A 15,503-nucleotide genomic window follows, 5' to 3' on the forward strand; every position below is an offset into this window, starting at 1 on the left:
CCAAGGTACATCGGCCGGCCTCCGCGCGCTGTATTCGGGCAGCAACACTCCGATACATTTGGTAATTGGGTATTGGTCAAAAGTGAACGCAAGGCGTCGCCGCCTCTCGGCGTCTTAAGCCGGAAAACGGCGCGTAAGGCGGAGCAGGATCGCATCGCGCGGTCGAGTTCAGGTCACGTAACATTCGCGTTTCAGCGTGCGTTTGGAATCAGCGCCCGGATGATCTCCGGCTTCCCGGTTTGGCGTGCGCTGTCGAAGGCCGCGAAATCGTGGTCGAACTGCCAATAGGCCCAGGCCCAGCCGAGCCGCTCCGCGCTCCGCGCCACGAACGACAGATATCGCGTTCGGGCTTCGGCGGGAGCGGCCTCGTACACGCCGAACTCGCCGAGATAGACCGGGCGCTTTTCCCGTTCGGACCAGGACCTGACCTTCTCGAAATCGGCGCGCGCCTTCTGCTCGTCCTCCGGCGTGCCCCAATCGAGCGGGCCGATTTGCGAGAATTTCGGCGACCACGGTGCGCCCTGATGGGTGAAGCGGAGCGGCGCGTAATAGTGAAACGTGACGATGAGGTTTCGGTCGTCTGACGGCAGGACGAGGTCCTCGACCGGCATCTCATCGACGTTGAGGACCGCAGCGATCACCGACCGCCGGGGGTTGGTGGCGCGGATGATGCCGAGACACTCGTTCAGAAGGGCGTTCCAGGCGGCGGACGTCATCTGCCCGCCCGGCTCATTGAGCACCTCGAAGACAAGCCTCGGATATTTCCCGGCATAGCGCGCCGCGATTTGCGTCCAGAATGCTTTCAGCTTCTCGGCGCAGCCGGAGACGTCGCGCTGACAGACATGGGTATCGTGCTCGTCCAGGATGGGGATGAGATTCCGGGCGAGCACCTCCTCGATGACGGCATCGAGCCGCCTCAAGACGACTTCGTCCAGCGCATTCCCCGGGTTCATGAACTTGAAGCCGAAGAAATTGATCCGAACGTGCGAGAACCCGGCGCGCCTGATCGCAGTGAGATTGTCCAGACGAAATGGCGCGTTCCGGCCTCCCTCCCAGATGCCGTCGTAGCCAAGGATGTTGATGCCGCGTCCCAATTTTGGGGGAGCGGATTTGGCCTGCCCGGCTGCCTCTGCCGGGGAGCAGATCGCAAGCACCGATAGCGCCAAGGCGAGACCGAAAGCTGCCGCCCAGCGGGCGCAGATGGCGTTCATCCTGCCTGCTCCATCATTGCTGAGAGCCTTGCTGCGGCACCGGCCGACACACGGCGAAGAAGAATGCGACGAGCAGCACCGAGGTGAACATCGTGGAGCGAAGGAACATCGTCTCGGTGAAATTCGATTGAAAGCTGAGGACGACAAATCCGATCACGAGAGCGCAGTGGCGACGATCGATCGACCGGGTGGCGATCAGGTACAGGACCTTTTCCGAGAACAGATAGACGCTCGCGACGAACAGCACGTATCCCAGGAAACCCGTCTCCATCGCCACCGCAATGTAGCCGCTATGGTAATTGTCGAGCACCCAGCCGTGGTTCTGGTTGAAATAGTCGTAAATCGCAGGGCGCGTCCAGAATCCGTTGATGCCGAAGCCCAGCAGCGGCGCGTCGTTGAAATGGCTGATGGCGTACTGCCAGATGAACGTCCGCTCGGTCAAGTTGATGGTCGATTCGCCGAGATGGATGGAATCGTAACCGGTGACGTAGAAATACAGGATCAGGAGTGCAGCCAGGATGCACATGATGACCGGCAGCACCGCGTAGATCCTCATGCAGCGGATCGACCACATCGAGGTCACGAGCAGTGCGCCCGCGGCAATCGCGACGGCGCCGGCACCGCGGGATTCCGAGGCGATGACGCATGTCGATGCCAGGAGAAACGTCAGGAGGAAGACGATCCAGCCCTGGCCCGTCATCTTCTGATAGAAGGCAAAGAACATCAGATAGGCGCTGATGAAGCCGAGCGTCTGCTTCGATTCGTAGATTCCTTGCCACTGGCCGCTGTGCATCCAGCTCTGATCGACGCCGATCTCGGGCACGAAGACCGCACACAGGGTCGAGGCGGCGACCAAGATGAAGAGCCCCAGCGCCGTCGCTCCGACGATCTCGTCGATGTCGATCCGCGTGATGAGGCAGTACGCACCGAAGGTCGTGACCACGAGGGCCGCGCTCTTCATGATCGCCGCAGTGGCGAGGCCGCTCCAGAGCACGGAAACAGCGGCGAGAGCATAGAATGCGACCAGCGCGATGAAATCGGGATTGGGCTGCACGCGCAGGCAGGGACGCACGAAGGCACTGGCGTAGATCAAGAAGACCCACATCAGGAGCGCAACGACCTGTTGCACAAAGCTCCATTCTGCGGGAAGCAGCGCGGGGTGGAGGACACCCATCGACGCGATCACATTGACCGTGATCGAGCAGCGCATCACGTTTCCGGCCAGCTTTTCCACGCCGACGCTGGGCGCTTGCCAGATCGCGCTTTCGTCCTCCTGGGAATCGTCGGTGTGCAGGCTGGTCACGAGCTGACCGCTCTCACCGGCCCCGGGCATCACCACGCATATCGTACGACGCCCTTGCCGGCGTAGCTGCGCGTGACGTTCGAGAACTCACCTTCAAACGTTGCAGCCGCGGACCAACCGTTCAGCCATGCCTCCTCCGCCGACGCGCTGACGAGCACGGCATCGGCGGCCTGTGCGGCGCCATTGACCACGAAGCTCGAGCCGGGCAGCGCCTGGAAGGTTGCTCCGATCGAGCGATCAGGGTTGAAATCATGCGCCCAGGCAAGACGGCCGCGCAGCGTGGCAATGCCGTCGGCCATGCCGAAGGACTTGTCCGTGCGCAGGCCGAGTTCGCTGCGGCTGGCGGTGACAATCTTCGAAGCGTAGCTGAGCGCAAAGGTGTCGTTGCCGGTGATCGCCCGCTCCGTATAGGCCGGCAGGTCGAACGCCGTGAACTGGGCCGCGGCATAAGGCGTGATGCCGACGCCGCCGATCCAGGGCGCGACGAAGCGATATCCACCTTCGAGCCGGCCGGAATAGGCGTTGGCCTTGAAGCGCGCCTGGAGATGGTCGGCACCGGCGATGATGACCGTGCGATCGGTAGTAATGTCCTGCCAGCCATAGGCGAGCGCGCCCGTGACATAGGCCGCGCCTGCATTGTGCCGCACGAACGCGCCGGCCTGGAACAGGTCGGAGCGGCCGGTGCCGCCATTGGCCACCGAGAAGCTGGTGCCCCCGCCGGCGAGCGCGAAGCCCGCAACGGTATGCGGCGAGAGCCAATAGTCGGCGCCGGCGACTGCGCCGGCGATGCGGCTGGTTGCATTATTCGAGCCGATTTGCACGTTGCCGTCGGTGGTCTGCGAGCCACCAAAGCCTGCGGCCCATGCACTCCAGCGGGATTCGAAGGTCTGCGCGGGCGCCGCCTTGCGGGAGATCGCCGCGTAGGCGTCACGCTCGGCACCGCTGCGCTTGCGGCCACCGGCTGACGCCGGCGCATCGCCAGCGTATCCCGTCACACCGGCTGACGCGTGAGGATCGCCGCGCCCGGCCAGGAACGGGTCGGTCAGCGTGCCCATGAACTGGCTCATGGCGTTGAAAGTCGTCTGCTGCGAGCCGGTCGCAGTCTCGCCCGAGGCCTGCGTCAGGGCGTTCATCAGCGGCGCACCGGCCATTGCGAACAGGGCATTGAAGCCCGCCGGCAGCGCCGCGCCTGTTATCAATGGCGCGTCGATCCCCGCCGCAACGTTCCGCACATTGACGCTGGCATTGCTGGGGAGCGAATACGACAGCAGGCCGGGATCGAGCGTCAGCAGCACGTCGTTGCCGACATAGCTCAGCCGGGCGTTGCGCGCGAAGCTGTTTGCGGTCAGGAAATCCACGCCCGTGAAGGTGCCGCTCACGTTGCCTGCGCTCGCGATCGTGTAGGTCGTCGTCGTCGCCAGGCGCGCCAGCGGATCCACCACCACCTTGCCGCCGAGGCCGGCCGTGCCGGTGACGTTGAGCCGGTCGGCGCTGTGACCGGCGGCGTCCACGTCCACCATGAACCTGCCGCTCGCGCCCTGAACGAAATCGCCGGTCAGCGTCGTGGTGCCGACCGCGCCGACCCCAAGCGGAGCCAGCATGCCGCCGTTGCTCAGCAGATTGCCGGCGCCGAGATCCACCGTCGCGCCGCTGTTGAACACGCTGCCGGACAGGTTGTTGAAGGCGTTGCTGCCGCCGCCGAGCACGACATTGCCGCTGACGATACCGGAATTGTTCACGGTGTCGTTGCCGGTGCTCGCCAGAACTGCATCGAGACCGCCCATGATTCTGGCCGTCGCATCGATGCTCACGGTATTGGTTGCGCCGCCGTCCAGCCGGATGCCCGCGAGCGCGCCCGACACGACGCCGCCGCTGGCCGTGACCTCGAGATTGCCTCCCCCGCTCGCATAGATGGCGTTGCCCGACGCGGACGAAACCGTGCCGGTGCTGTTCACGGTGACATTGCCGGGCGCGTAAGCGCGGATGCCGTCGGCAAATGCGCTGATGGTCCCGCGGCTGGTGACGGAGGTCACTCCGGCAACCGTTACGGCGTGAATTCCTTCGCCTGCGGAGGAGACGATGTCGCCGGCACTGTCCACAGTCGTAAAGTATCCGAACAGGTTCGTCATGCCCGCAAAGATGCCGTAGGTGGAACCGCTTACGTTTCCACGGCTGGTGATTCCCACGGCCTGCTGCCCGATGATGTACATCCCCGCGCCGTTGCTCACGGCGATGTTGCCGATGCTGTTCACGCCGACGCCGCCGCCGGTCGCCGCGATGCCGGTGTCATGGGCGACGAGATCACCGCGGCTGGTGATGCTGACGCTGTCCGCCGCCGCGACGAAGATGGCGTTGCGTCCAGCCGAGATATTGCCGTTCTGCGTGACCGTCGCAGAACCGCTCGAGGTACTCACAAAGATGCCGTCGTTAGTGGCGGCGGCGATGTTACCGCGTTGCGAAACCGTGATGTGGCCGAAGATGGAGAACGCAAGGATGCCTGCGGTAGCTGCGATGTTTCCCGTGCTGTTGACGGTAACATCAAAGTCGGCGGTTGCCTCGATGCCCCCAACGGCCGCGTTGATGTTGCCGACGGTAGTGACGTTTACGGTGTTGGAGAGGGTCAGCGCGGAAACCCCATAGGTCGTCCTCGACGTGATGTCGCCAGTGTGCGCAATGACGACGGGGCCGTTGGACAAGGCGGTCTGTACCCACGCATGAATGCCGTCACTATACGCGTCGATCGTGCCGCTACTGGTGATGCTGATGTCGGTGGTACCGCCGGCGGCCCCACCGACCGTCGTGAAGTAGATGCCGGCGCCGCCGGCCGAGCTGATGTTGCCGGCGTGATTGATGGTCACGCTGCCGTTGACTGTGCCGGTAATTGCGTCGGTGATTCCAGTCGCGTGGATGGCATACGGCCCGAGGTCGCTGTTGATGGTGACGTTGCCGTTGCCCTTGTTGAAGGAAATCGCGGCGACGCCGGAGCCCGGCGCGATGTCGGTCGTCAGCGCATTGACGTTGAGCGTGCCGATCACGCCTGGGTTGAAATCGGCCGCACCGATCCCGGCCGATTGATCGCCGCTACAGGTGGCGGTGTCGCCGACAATCGTGCAACTGCCCGGTCCGGCCTGCGCCGGCTCCAGTTCGGCCAGCCAGAATGCACCGCTTGCCACCGTGCCGAGCAGCGCCAGGCGCAAACGCCGGCGTCCATGGAGCCGTTCTTCCGCCGCCGCGCCGATGCGCAACGGCGCCCTTCCATTCCGCATCACGTCCACTCAGTCCAAATGGTCTCGAGCGACTCTTAGCGGACCTTGACACCGGCCAATGTGCCGTGCGTCTCAGGCGGGAAGATTTTCATACCGTCTACCTTGGAGATCACCGGGGCGTGGCGACACGGCCCAACGCGCGATCCAGGAGCCCGAGCGGATCGGACCCTCGACAGGCTGGAAGAAGGCGACGTTACGCCGCCGTTGCCGGCGGCAGCGCCAGCACGGAATAGATCGCCTGGGCATCGCGCGAGGCGCGGAGCTTCTTGGCGATGTCCTGGTCGCGGAGCAGGCGGGCGATGCGGGCCAGCGCCTTGAGGTGATCCGCGCCGGCGCCTTCGGGGGCGAGCAGCAGGAAGACGAGATCGACCGGCTGGCCGTCCATCGCCTCGAAATCGATCGGGCGATCGAGCCGCGCGAACAGGCCGAAGATCTTCTCCAGCTTGGGCAGCTTGCCGTGCGGAATGGCGACGCCATAGCCGACCGCGGTGGTGCCTAGCTTCTCCCGCTGTAGCAGCACCTCGAACACCGCGCGCTCGTTCTGCCCGGTCAGCTCGGCGGCCTTGGCCGCGAGCTCCTGCAGGGCCTGCTTCTTGCTGTTGACTTTCAATGCCGGGAGAATCGCCTCGGGTGCGACCAGATCGGTAATCGGCATGGAAGCTTTCCGAGGTGAATTAAACCGTCAGGTTCCGATTTGGCTGGCTTGATAGACCAAGCCCGGCCGGCGTCAATAACATGAAGCAGGAGGGGGACTTAGCCCAAGCCCTACCAAGTCCAGATGTGGGGGGCTTCTACTCCAACGCAATCCCGGTGCCAACTCCCGCGTGCGGCTTTGCCCCTGTCATTGTTAAGGGCCGGGATGGTACGGGTGCCGGCCCACGGGCCTAGCCGCCGGCCTGGCCGTCCACCTTGGCTCCCGGCGGGTCGATCCAGCCCACATTGCCGTCCGCCCTGCGGTAAATGATGTTCACCCGGCCGGACGAGCCATGCTGGAATACCAGGCAGGGTGCCCCGCTGAGGTCGAGTTCCATGACGGCTTCGCTGACCGAGAGCCGCTTTAGCGACGTGGTTTGCTCGGCGATGATGACGGGGCTGTAGCCGGCGACTTCGTCCTCGCCCTCTCCGGGCGCTTCCAGCACATAACTGGTGGCGTCGAGCGCAGCCATCGCCTCGGAGGCGGCATGGGCCTTGCGCGCGGAACGGTCCTTGAGCCGGTTCTTGTAGCGTCGCAGCCGCCTCTCGATCATCAGCAGCGCCTGGTCGGCACTGGCATAGGCATCCGGTGCGTTCGAATCGGCCTCCAGCGTGATTCCCGAATCGAGATGCAGGGCGCAATCGGTGCGAAAGCCGAAGCCGTCCTTGCTCAGCGTGATGTGGCCGGAATAATTGCCGTCGAAATATTTGCGCAGCACCTCGTCGGTGCGGTCGGCAACGCGGCCGCGCAGGGCCTCGCCGACGCTGATGCTCTTGCCCGAGATTCTGAGAGTCATGTGATGCCTCGCTTGGTTGGTGCCCAGCTTGGATCGGTCTCGATGGGGCATCGAGAGTAGCGCGATTTGGCGCCAGCGCAATCAGGCCGGTTCGGGATTGCGGGAGCGATCGGACAAGGCGGTAGAGAGGACGTTACCAAGAGCACTCTGCTTGTCGCGGCGGCGTTGCACCGAGGAGGGTATGCGCATGGCTTCGCGGTACTTCGCGACCGTGCGGCGGGCAATATCAATGCCCGAGGCGCGCAAGCGTTCCACGATGGTGTCGTCCGACAGGATCGCGGAGGGCTCCTCCGAATCGATCAGCTGCTTGATGTGGTGACGCACGGCTTCCGCCGAATGCGCTTCGCCGCCGTCGGCCGAGGCGATCGAGGCCGTGAAGAAATATTTCAGCTCGAATGTGCCGCGATTTGTCGCCATGTATTTGTTGGCGGTGACGCGCGACACCGTGGATTCATGCATCTGGATGGCGTCGGCGACCGCCTTCAGATTGAGCGGCCGCAAATGCGCGACGCCATGGGTGAAGAACCCGTCCTGCTGGCGCACGATCTCGGTTGCCACTTTCAGGATGGTGCGGGCGCGCTGGTCGAGCGCGCGCACCAGCCAGGTCGCGTTCTGCAGCGCGTCGGTGAAATAGGACTTGTCGCCGTCCTTGCCGATCTTCTTCGACAGCTCGGAATAATAGGTCTGGTTGACCAGCACGCGCGGCAGGGTGTCGCTGTTGAGCTCGACATGCCAGCCGCCGTCGGGACCCGGACGGACATAGACATCGGGCACCATGGTTTGCAGGCGCGCCGAGCCGAACTTCATGCCGGGCTTGGGATTGAGGCGGCGGATCTCGCCGATCATGTCGGCGATGTCCTCGTCGTCGACGCCGCAGATCTTGCGCAGCGCCGCGACGTCGCGCTTGGCGAGCAGATCGAGATGCTCGACCAGCGCCTGCATCGCGGGGTCGTAGCGGTCGAGCTCGCGCAGCTGGATCGCCAGGCATTCGCTGAGAGAGCGCGCGCAGACGCCGGGCGGATCGAACTTTTGCAGCACGGCGAGGACGTTTTCGACCTCGGCCTGCGACGCGCCCAGACGCTCGGCGGCCTGGCCGAGATCGGGCGGCAGATAGCCGGCTTCGTCGACGAGGTCGATCAGGTACTGGCCGATCATGCGCTGCGCGGGCGCGGTGAAGGCCACCGAGAGCTGCTCGGCGAGATGGTCCGACAACGTTGTCTCGGCCGCGACAAAAGCTTCGAGATTGTAGTCTTCGTCACCGGAGGCGCCGCCGCCCCATTCGGTATAGGTGGTCGGCGCCGCATCCTGGGCGTTGCGCGCCGCAGCCTCGGCCGGCTCCTCGGAGAAGACGTTGTCGAGGCCGGTGTCCAGGGTCTGCTCGATCTCGGCGCGGGTGCCGAGTTCCTTGCTCATCCATTCTTCCTGGCCCGGCTCGAAACCCTCGGCACTGCCGCTGAAGCCATCCTCGCCCTGGCCATCGCCTTGGCCACCCTCGGCATCGCCGTAACTGCCGGCCTCGGCCGGGGCGTCCGCGGGGGCCTCGTCACTGGCCCGCTCCAGCAGAGGGTTTCGCTCGAGCTCCTCTTCCACGAAGGTCGTGAGATCGAGATTGGACAATTGCAGCAGCTTGATCGCCTGCATCAGCTGCGGCGTCATGACCAGCGACTGCGATTGCCGGAACTCTAATCTCTGCGTAAGCGCCATGAAGCAAGAACCGTTCCCAAAAATGGTCCGATTTTTGCTTATCCTAGTCCGAGCCCGATGTACACGTCTTGACGAAACGCAAAAACGGGCTAGAGGCGGAATTCCTCGCCAAGGTAAAGGCGGCGCACGTCCGGATCAGCCACGATCTCATCCGGAGTTCCCTCGGTCAAGATTTCCCCGGCATAGACGATATAGGCACGGTCGGTGAGGCCGAGCGTCTCGCGGACATTGTGGTCGGTGATGAGCACGCCGATGCCGCGATTGGTGAGATGGCGGACGAGGTCCTGGATGTCGCCGACCGCGATCGGGTCGATGCCGGCGAAGGGCTCGTCGAGCAGCATGTAGTTCGGCCGCGTCGCCAGCGCACGCGCGATCTCGACGCGGCGGCGCTCACCGCCCGACAGCGCGATCGACGGTGATTTTCGCAGGCGCGTGATGTTGAACTCGTCGAGCAGCGAGTCAAGCTGCTGCTCGCGCTTCTTGCGCGAGGGCTCGACCACTTCGAGCACGGCGCGGATGTTCTGCTCGACGGTGAGGCCGCGGAAGATCGAGGCCTCCTGCGGCAGATAGCCGATGCCGAGCCGCGCGCGCTGATACATCGGGAGTTTCGTGACGTCGTGGCCGTCGAGCTCGATCGCGCCGCGATCGGCCTTGATCAGGCCGGTGATCATGTAGAAGACGGTGGTCTTGCCGGCGCCGTTCGGGCCGAGCAGGCCGACGGCTTCGCCGCGGCGCACATAGATGCTGACGCCGCGCACCACCTGGCGGCTGCCGAAGGCTTTTTCCACGCTATGCACAGCCAGGAAGCCGGGCCGCTTCAACAGCTGCGGCCCGCCGCCACCGTTGGGCCTGGCGACAGTCCGGACCGGATGAACCGCCTGCGGGCGCGGCTCGGCCGGATAGTCGGCCTCGTAGTCACCTTGGAACTGGTCGGCCGCGCGCGGCTGGTCGCGGCCAATCGGTGGGGCGTCCCTAACAGGACTGGGCACGAGGCCGCCGACGCTGTCACCGAGCGCGGTGATGTCCTGACGCGCAAATCCTGGCCGGCCGCGCTTGGCGGGGCGCCGACGGAACATGCTGAAGAGATCGACCATCCCCGCCTTCTAGCCTTTCGCGATCATCACGCGATCTGCCGTGCCGGCCTCGATTCGCCGGCGCACCATGAATGAAGGGATGTCTCATGCCCAGTGAAACACGCCCGAAAAGCGGCAGACCCCGCTTCAAAAGCCCTGCGCGCTAGATACAGGCTCGCCCGCCAAGCTTCAACCTCGGATCGGGAGCACCCGATCCAAGTTGTTGAATTCACTTTTGTTTAGTTGCGCCCGGCGATTGCAGAGGCGGCGGCGCGCCGGGTTTGGCGCCCTGGCCGCAATCATTGCTGCCGCCCTGCGGCAGCAATGCCTGCACCCGTCCGTTGTCGGCTTCCACGCGGGACACGCCGGTGGTCATGTCGACCATCAGACGATCACCGCGCAGCACGTTCTTGCACTGGGTCAGGACCACCTGGCCGCCCGCGCCGCCGAGCATGGTGATGAGATTGGTCTTGGTGTCGAACACCGCGGTCTCGCCCGTCACGACCTGGTCTTTCTGGGTGACCACGACATTGCCGCGCGCCTCGAGCCGCTTGATCGAGGAGCTGCCGCCCGGACCCGGCTGCGCCGACTGCATCGGCGCCGATTTCGCGCCTTTCGCTGCGGGCTGCGGCGCGGCCGGCTTGTCGCCGCCGCCCGATTCGTAAAACACCACCAGCGTCTTCGAGGTCATGGTGGTGTCGCCCTGCACGACCTTCACATTACCGGCGAAGGTCGCCTCCTTCTTCTTGTCGCGCATCTCGAGCGAGGCGGCTTCGATCTGGATCGGCTGATCGCGGTTCTGCGAAAAGCCCTGCATCGCATTGGGCACGCCCTGCATCGTGCTCTGCGCAAGCGCCGCACCGGTGACGAGCAGTGCGAGGCCGATTGCGAGCGCGGCCTTGCTGACAACAGCGTCACGCGGAAAACAGGTCATCATGAAAATCACTTCGAATTGGCAGATTTGTTCTGAGGCGTGCGTGTCTTCGTCGGCGCAGGCTCGGGCGGTGCAGGCTGAACAGCGGCGGGCTCATCCAGCTTGTCCAGATGCATCACCACATTGCCCTCGAAGCGGATGACGTCGCCGCCTTCGGTAATTCGCAGGCGATCCGCGCTCAGCGTGCCATTGGTCAGCTTGACGTCGACGCGCTCGTCCGAGGAGACCGTGCCCTTGCCCATGTCGACGAAAGCCGAGTTCAGCCGCGCCTCATAGCCGGTCGAGGTGCGCAGCAAGATGTCCTTGCGCAGATCGAGCTGCTGCTGCTTGTTGTCGAAGCGGCCGGTGCGGGCGTCGAGGAACAGGGTCGATTGATCCTCCATCAACACCTTCGCGCGCAAGTCCTTGAGATCGACATGGTCAGGATCGGTGATGTCCTGCGTCGCGGTCTTGGCCCAGAGCTCGTAGGGCCGCTGATCGGGCGTGTAACCAGCGAGGTGCGGCGATTCCATCGTGATCTTGGTGCCCGACACCACCAGATTTCCGCTATCGACCGGCAGCTTCGGTATCAGCATGCGGAACGGGTTGAAGATCGAGACGCCGACGATGGCGGCCATGGACAGCAGCACCGCACCCGGCACCGCGATGCGCAGAATCCGCACCAGGCGGCTGTGGCGCGCCGCGCTGGCGAACTTCGCCGCGAGCGCGGCGTCGTAGGTGGGATTCTGGGCCGAATTCACCTGGGTTCCTGCTTGCCTGGCTCCTGACGAGGAGCTCGCCGTGTCCGGTCGAGGGGGGCACCCCATTCTATCCGGCGCCGCCCAAATATGCAGCCGGCGACAGGCCGTTACGAAAGTGTCCGAAACGGGGCGGCAAGGGCCGGCCAATCGCCGCGCCGGGCGTTCAGGAATGCGCGAAAATGTCCTCTTCCGCCCAGCCCTGGAGGTCGAGCAAGGCTCGGGTCGGCAGGAAGTCGAAACAGGCCTGCGCCAGCTGGCTGCGGCCTTCCCGCACCAGCATGGCATCCAGCCGCTCGCGCAAGGCATGCAGATGCAGCACGTCGGAGGCGGCATAGGCGAGCTGCGGCTCGGTCAGGCTGTCGGAACCCCAGTCACTGGACTGCTGCTGCTTGGAGAGGTCGATGTTGAGCACCTCGCGGACGAGGTCCTTGAGGCCGTGGCGGTCGGTGTAGGTGCGGGTCAGGCGGGAGGCAATCTTGGTGCAATAAATCGGCCCAGTCATGGCGCCGAAGGTCTGGTACAGCACCGCGACGTCGAACCGCGCGAAATGGAAGATCTTCGTGACCGCCGGATTGGCGAGCAGCGCCTTCAGGTTCGGCGCGTCGGTGTGGCCCTTGGGGATCTGCACCACGTCGGCGCTGCCATCGCCGGGCGAGAGCTGCACCACGCAGAGCCGGTCGCGGTGCGGGTTCAGCCCCATGGTCTCGGTGTCGATCGCCACCGCTCCGGTGTAGCGGGACAGGTCGGGCAGGTCGCCGCGGTGCAGGCGTACGGTCATGAAAACCTCGGGTCGAATCGGTGCGTCGATATCATAGGCTAGTCGAATGGATCGCGATGTAGCCAGTCGCAGCAGGTCACGCAAGCGGCGGCCGCGACCTTACGGGCCGGTCAGATCGCGGCGAGCATGATGCAGACCATCGCCGCGACGGCGATGCGGCTGGGACCGTCCCGGAAAGCGTACAGGATCGGATCGTCCGGCATCTCGCGGCGATGCGCCATCATCAGGGCACGGCCGAACCAGTACAGCAGCAGCGGCGTGAGCAGCCACAGCATCCAGGGCCGGCTGTAGAGCGGCGTCACCGCCGAGGACGAGACGTAGAGCGAGAACACGGTCACCGCGTTCATGGCGCTCGCCGCCGCCATCGCGGCGATGACGTTAAGGTCGGTAACGCGATAGTCGCGGTTGGCGGGATCGGCGAGGCCTGCGCTCTCGCGCATGCTGAGCTCGCTGAAGCGCTTGATCAGGGCGAGCGAGGTGAACACGAACAGCGAGAAGATCAACAGCCATTCCGACAGCACCACGCCGACACCGACCGCGCCGGCGACGATGCGAAGCGTGTAGAGGCCGGCGAGCGTGACGATGTCGACCAGCATCTTGCGCTTGAGCGCGAGCGAATAGGCGATCGTGGTGACGAGGTAGAGACCGAGCAGGCCGAGGAACAGCGGCGAGATGCAGAGGCTGGCGGCGAGCGCGAACAACCACAATGCGGGAACGGCCGACAGCGCCGACGAGATCGGCAAGTCGCCGGCCGCGAGCGCGCGGTGGCGCTTGGTCGGATGCTGCCGATCGGCGGCGAGATCGAGCAGATCGTTCATCAGATAGGCGCCCGAGGCGCAGGCCGAGAACGCCAGGAACGCGAGCAGCGCGTAGCCCAGCACCGAAAGGCTCATCTGATGCGCCGTGAGCGCGGGCACGAACACCAGCGTGTTCTTGGCGTATTGATGGACCCGCAGCGCCTTCACCCAGATGGCGAGGTCAGCTCTGCGGACCTCGCGATTTTCGATGCGCGCAATGGAGGCACGATCGAACGGCACGCTGCCCGCGGCGAGATCGGCCGACGTGACGACGCCATCGAAGCCGAGATGCGCTGCGATCGCCGCGGCGTGAGCGGCGAGCCGATCCGCGACGAGATAGATCTTCGCCCCGCGCGCCCGTGCCGCCAGCGCCCGGTTCATCACATCGGAATCATAGGGCAGATGGGCGTAATCGATCTGCGCCCGCGCCAGGATCTTCGTGAGCGCCGCCATCCCGGCCCGTCCGCCCGCGCCGAAGCGCGCCAGCAGGCGGCCGGGGCTGGAGAACAGCGCCTCCAACAGCAGCTCGGACCGCAACAGGGCGCCTTCGAGGTCGATGACGAGGGTCCGGGCCGCCGACGGCTCGGACACGCCAGGATCATACTGGGAGGCACGCTGCTCCATCGGAAAACGCTCTGACTTGCCGCGACATGACCGGCAATTCGGCCGGGGAGCAGGAAATGGACGGCCAACCCTATGGGAACATTCGCTAAAGGCGGCTTAATTCGGTTGGAGAGGTGGGGACGGCTTCCGCCCCAGGCGCTGTTGCCCGGATCCCACAATCCGCCGCGAGCTTCCTGTCCCGGCAGAACTTTTGCTTTCCGCGCCGTGGACATCGTCCCCGCCCACCCTATCTGCCAATTTCCCTCCCCGGGGCTCCCCACCGTGAATCAGATGCCATGACCGAACAAACGCTCGCTGCGCCGATCGACGACCAGCGCCCGCGCGGATTCTCGCGCTACCAGGCGCTCCTCATCGCGCTGCTGGCGCTGACGCAGTTCACGATCATCCTCGATTTCATCATCATGTCGCCGCTCGGCGCCATCCTGATGCCGTCGCTCAACATCACGGCGGGGCAGTTCGGCGTCGCGGTGTCGGCCTACGCCTTCAGCGCGGGACTATCGGGCATCCTCGCCGCCGGCTTTGCCGATCGTTTCGATCGCAAGCGCCTCTTGCTGTTCTTCTATGTCGGCTTCACGCTGGGCACGCTGCTGTGCGCGGTGGCGCCGAACTACCATGTGCTGCTGATCGGCCGGATCGTGACCGGATTGTTCGGCGGCGTGATCGGCGCGGTCGTGCTCGCCATCATCACCGACCTGTTTCCGCTGCAGATGCGCGGCCGCGTGATGGGAATCATCCAGACGGCGTTCGCCGCCAGCCAGGTGCTCGGCATTCCCGCCGGCCTGTTTCTCGCCAATCACTGGAGCTGGCATGTCTGCTTCGTCGCGATCGTCGTGCTGTCGATCGTGACGATCGCGATCATCGCCTTCGCCATGGAGCCGGTCGACGCGCATCTGAAGCTGAAGCAGGACAGAAACCCGTTCCACCATCTGGTCGCGACCATCGGCGAGCCGCGCTATACGCTGGCCTTCGCCGTCACGACGCTGCTGGCGACCGGCGGCTACATGCTGATGCCGTTCTCCAGCGCCTACACCGTGCATAATCTCGGCATCGACATCACGCATCTGCCGACGATCTATCTCGTCTCCGGCCTGTTCAGCATCGTCACCGGGCCGCTGGTCGGCCGCGCCAGCGACGCCTTCGGCAAATATCCGACCTTCGTGTTCGGCTGCGCCATGACCGTCCTCATGGTGCTGATCTACACCCATCTCGGCCACGTCTCGCTCGCGACCGCGATTCTGGTCAACGTGCTGATGTTCGTCGGCATCTTCTCGCGCATGATCCCGTCGCAGGCGCTGATGTCGGCGATCCCGGACCCCGGCCAGCGCGGCTCGTTCAGCGCGGTCAGCGCTTCGCTGCAGCAGCTCTCCGGCGGCCTCGGCTCGGTGCTCGCCGGCGCGATCATCGCGCAAGGCGCCGACGGCGCGCTGCTCCATTTCGACCGGATCGGCTACGTCGTCGTCACCACGACGATCGTCACGCTGGTGATGATGTATTTCGTGCAGAAGGCGGTGGCGGAGGGGACGGGGAAGCGGGTGGTGTGAGGGAGCGGCTCCTGCTCCACGTTCGGGTGAACCCACGCCGGG

Annotated in this window: 12 protein-coding genes; 1 reads left to right on the plus strand and 11 read right to left on the minus strand. The window is 64.9% G+C overall.

The features are described 5' to 3' along the window. Positions 1-191: 191 nt before the first annotated feature. From DCG74_RS04495 to DCG74_RS04545, 11 genes are all read right to left on the minus strand, one after another. A complete protein-coding gene (locus DCG74_RS04495; RefSeq protein WP_172788620.1) occupies positions 192-1,211 on the minus strand; it encodes a glycoside hydrolase family 5 protein in 1,020 nt (339 codons plus the stop codon). A 13-nt stretch (positions 1,212-1,224) separates the two neighbouring features. Beyond that, positions 1,225-2,544, minus strand: coding sequence for an O-antigen ligase (locus DCG74_RS04500; protein WP_172788621.1), 1,320 nt, complete (start codon positions 2,542-2,544; stop codon positions 1,225-1,227). After that, complete coding sequence (locus tag DCG74_RS04505) at positions 2,544-5,780, minus strand: autotransporter domain-containing protein (protein WP_172788622.1); 3,237 nt, start codon at positions 5,778-5,780, stop codon at positions 2,544-2,546. Before DCG74_RS04505 ends, DCG74_RS04500 begins: the two co-directional genes overlap by 1 nt. A 193-nt stretch (positions 5,781-5,973) precedes the next feature. Continuing rightward, positions 5,974-6,435, minus strand: coding sequence for a PTS IIA-like nitrogen regulatory protein PtsN (gene ptsN / locus DCG74_RS04510; RefSeq protein ID WP_063681444.1), 462 nt, complete (start codon positions 6,433-6,435; stop codon positions 5,974-5,976). 229 nt (positions 6,436-6,664) lie between these two features. After that, entirely contained in the window at positions 6,665-7,270 is a 606-nt protein-coding gene (hpf, locus tag DCG74_RS04515; RefSeq protein WP_172788623.1) for a ribosome hibernation-promoting factor, HPF/YfiA family, read from the minus strand. Positions 7,271-7,351: 81 nt separating this feature from the next. Continuing rightward, positions 7,352-8,974, minus strand: a complete 1,623-nt coding sequence (gene rpoN / locus DCG74_RS04520; RefSeq protein WP_172788624.1) for an RNA polymerase factor sigma-54 — start codon at positions 8,972-8,974, stop codon at positions 7,352-7,354. Between the two features lie 89 nt (positions 8,975-9,063). Further along, positions 9,064-10,068 carry an LPS export ABC transporter ATP-binding protein gene (gene lptB / locus DCG74_RS04525; protein ID WP_172788625.1) on the minus strand — a complete coding sequence of 335 codons (1,005 nt, stop codon included), beginning with the start codon at positions 10,066-10,068 and terminating at the stop codon, positions 9,064-9,066. A gap of 208 nt (positions 10,069-10,276) precedes the next feature. Beyond that, on the minus strand, positions 10,277-10,984 hold the full coding sequence (locus tag DCG74_RS04530; protein WP_172788626.1) for an LptA/OstA family protein: 708 nt from the start codon (positions 10,982-10,984) through the stop codon (positions 10,277-10,279). A gap of 5 nt (positions 10,985-10,989) precedes the next feature. Continuing rightward, positions 10,990-11,721 (minus strand): LPS export ABC transporter periplasmic protein LptC, encoded by a 732-nt coding sequence (gene lptC / locus DCG74_RS04535; RefSeq protein ID WP_172788627.1) that lies wholly within the window; start codon positions 11,719-11,721, stop codon positions 10,990-10,992. A gap of 163 nt (positions 11,722-11,884) precedes the next feature. Next, entirely contained in the window at positions 11,885-12,499 is a 615-nt protein-coding gene (locus DCG74_RS04540; RefSeq protein ID WP_172788628.1) for a ribonuclease D, read from the minus strand. Positions 12,500-12,609: 110 nt separating this feature from the next. Then, complete coding sequence (locus tag DCG74_RS04545) at positions 12,610-13,887, minus strand: UbiA family prenyltransferase (protein ID WP_257187548.1); 1,278 nt, start codon at positions 13,885-13,887, stop codon at positions 12,610-12,612. Positions 13,888-14,195: 308 nt separating this feature from the next. Here DCG74_RS04545 and DCG74_RS04550 point away from each other — a divergent pair, with 308 nt between their 5' ends. Next, positions 14,196-15,461, plus strand: a complete 1,266-nt coding sequence (locus DCG74_RS04550; protein ID WP_172789495.1) for an MFS transporter — start codon at positions 14,196-14,198, stop codon at positions 15,459-15,461. Positions 15,462-15,503 lie beyond the last annotated feature (42 nt).

The organism is Bradyrhizobium sp. WBAH42, assembly GCF_024585265.1.
Taxonomy (GTDB): Bacteria; Pseudomonadota; Alphaproteobacteria; order Rhizobiales; family Xanthobacteraceae; genus Bradyrhizobium.

Bases quoted from the DNA above. Each gene is read 5' to 3' on its own strand.
- lptB (WP_172788625.1), bottom strand. From the start codon at position 10,068: ATGGTCGATCTCTTCAGCATGTTCCGTCGGCGCCCCGCCAAGCGCGGC.
- rpoN (WP_172788624.1), bottom strand. From the start codon at position 8,974: ATGGCGCTTACGCAGAGATTAGAGTTCCGGCAATCGCAGTCGCTGGTC.
- DCG74_RS04540 (WP_172788628.1), bottom strand. From the start codon at position 12,499: ATGACCGTACGCCTGCACCGCGGCGACCTGCCCGACCTGTCCCGCTAC.
- DCG74_RS04495 (WP_172788620.1), bottom strand. From the start codon at position 1,211: ATGAACGCCATCTGCGCCCGCTGGGCGGCAGCTTTCGGTCTCGCCTTG.
- DCG74_RS04505 (WP_172788622.1), bottom strand. From the start codon at position 5,780: ATGCGGAATGGAAGGGCGCCGTTGCGCATCGGCGCGGCGGCGGAAGAA.
- hpf (WP_172788623.1), bottom strand. From the start codon at position 7,270: ATGACTCTCAGAATCTCGGGCAAGAGCATCAGCGTCGGCGAGGCCCTG.
- DCG74_RS04550 (WP_172789495.1), top strand. From the start codon at position 14,196: ATGACCGAACAAACGCTCGCTGCGCCGATCGACGACCAGCGCCCGCGC.
- DCG74_RS04530 (WP_172788626.1), bottom strand. From the start codon at position 10,984: ATGATGACCTGTTTTCCGCGTGACGCTGTTGTCAGCAAGGCCGCGCTC.
- ptsN (WP_063681444.1), bottom strand. From the start codon at position 6,435: ATGCCGATTACCGATCTGGTCGCACCCGAGGCGATTCTCCCGGCATTG.
- DCG74_RS04500 (WP_172788621.1), bottom strand. From the start codon at position 2,544: ATGCCCGGGGCCGGTGAGAGCGGTCAGCTCGTGACCAGCCTGCACACC.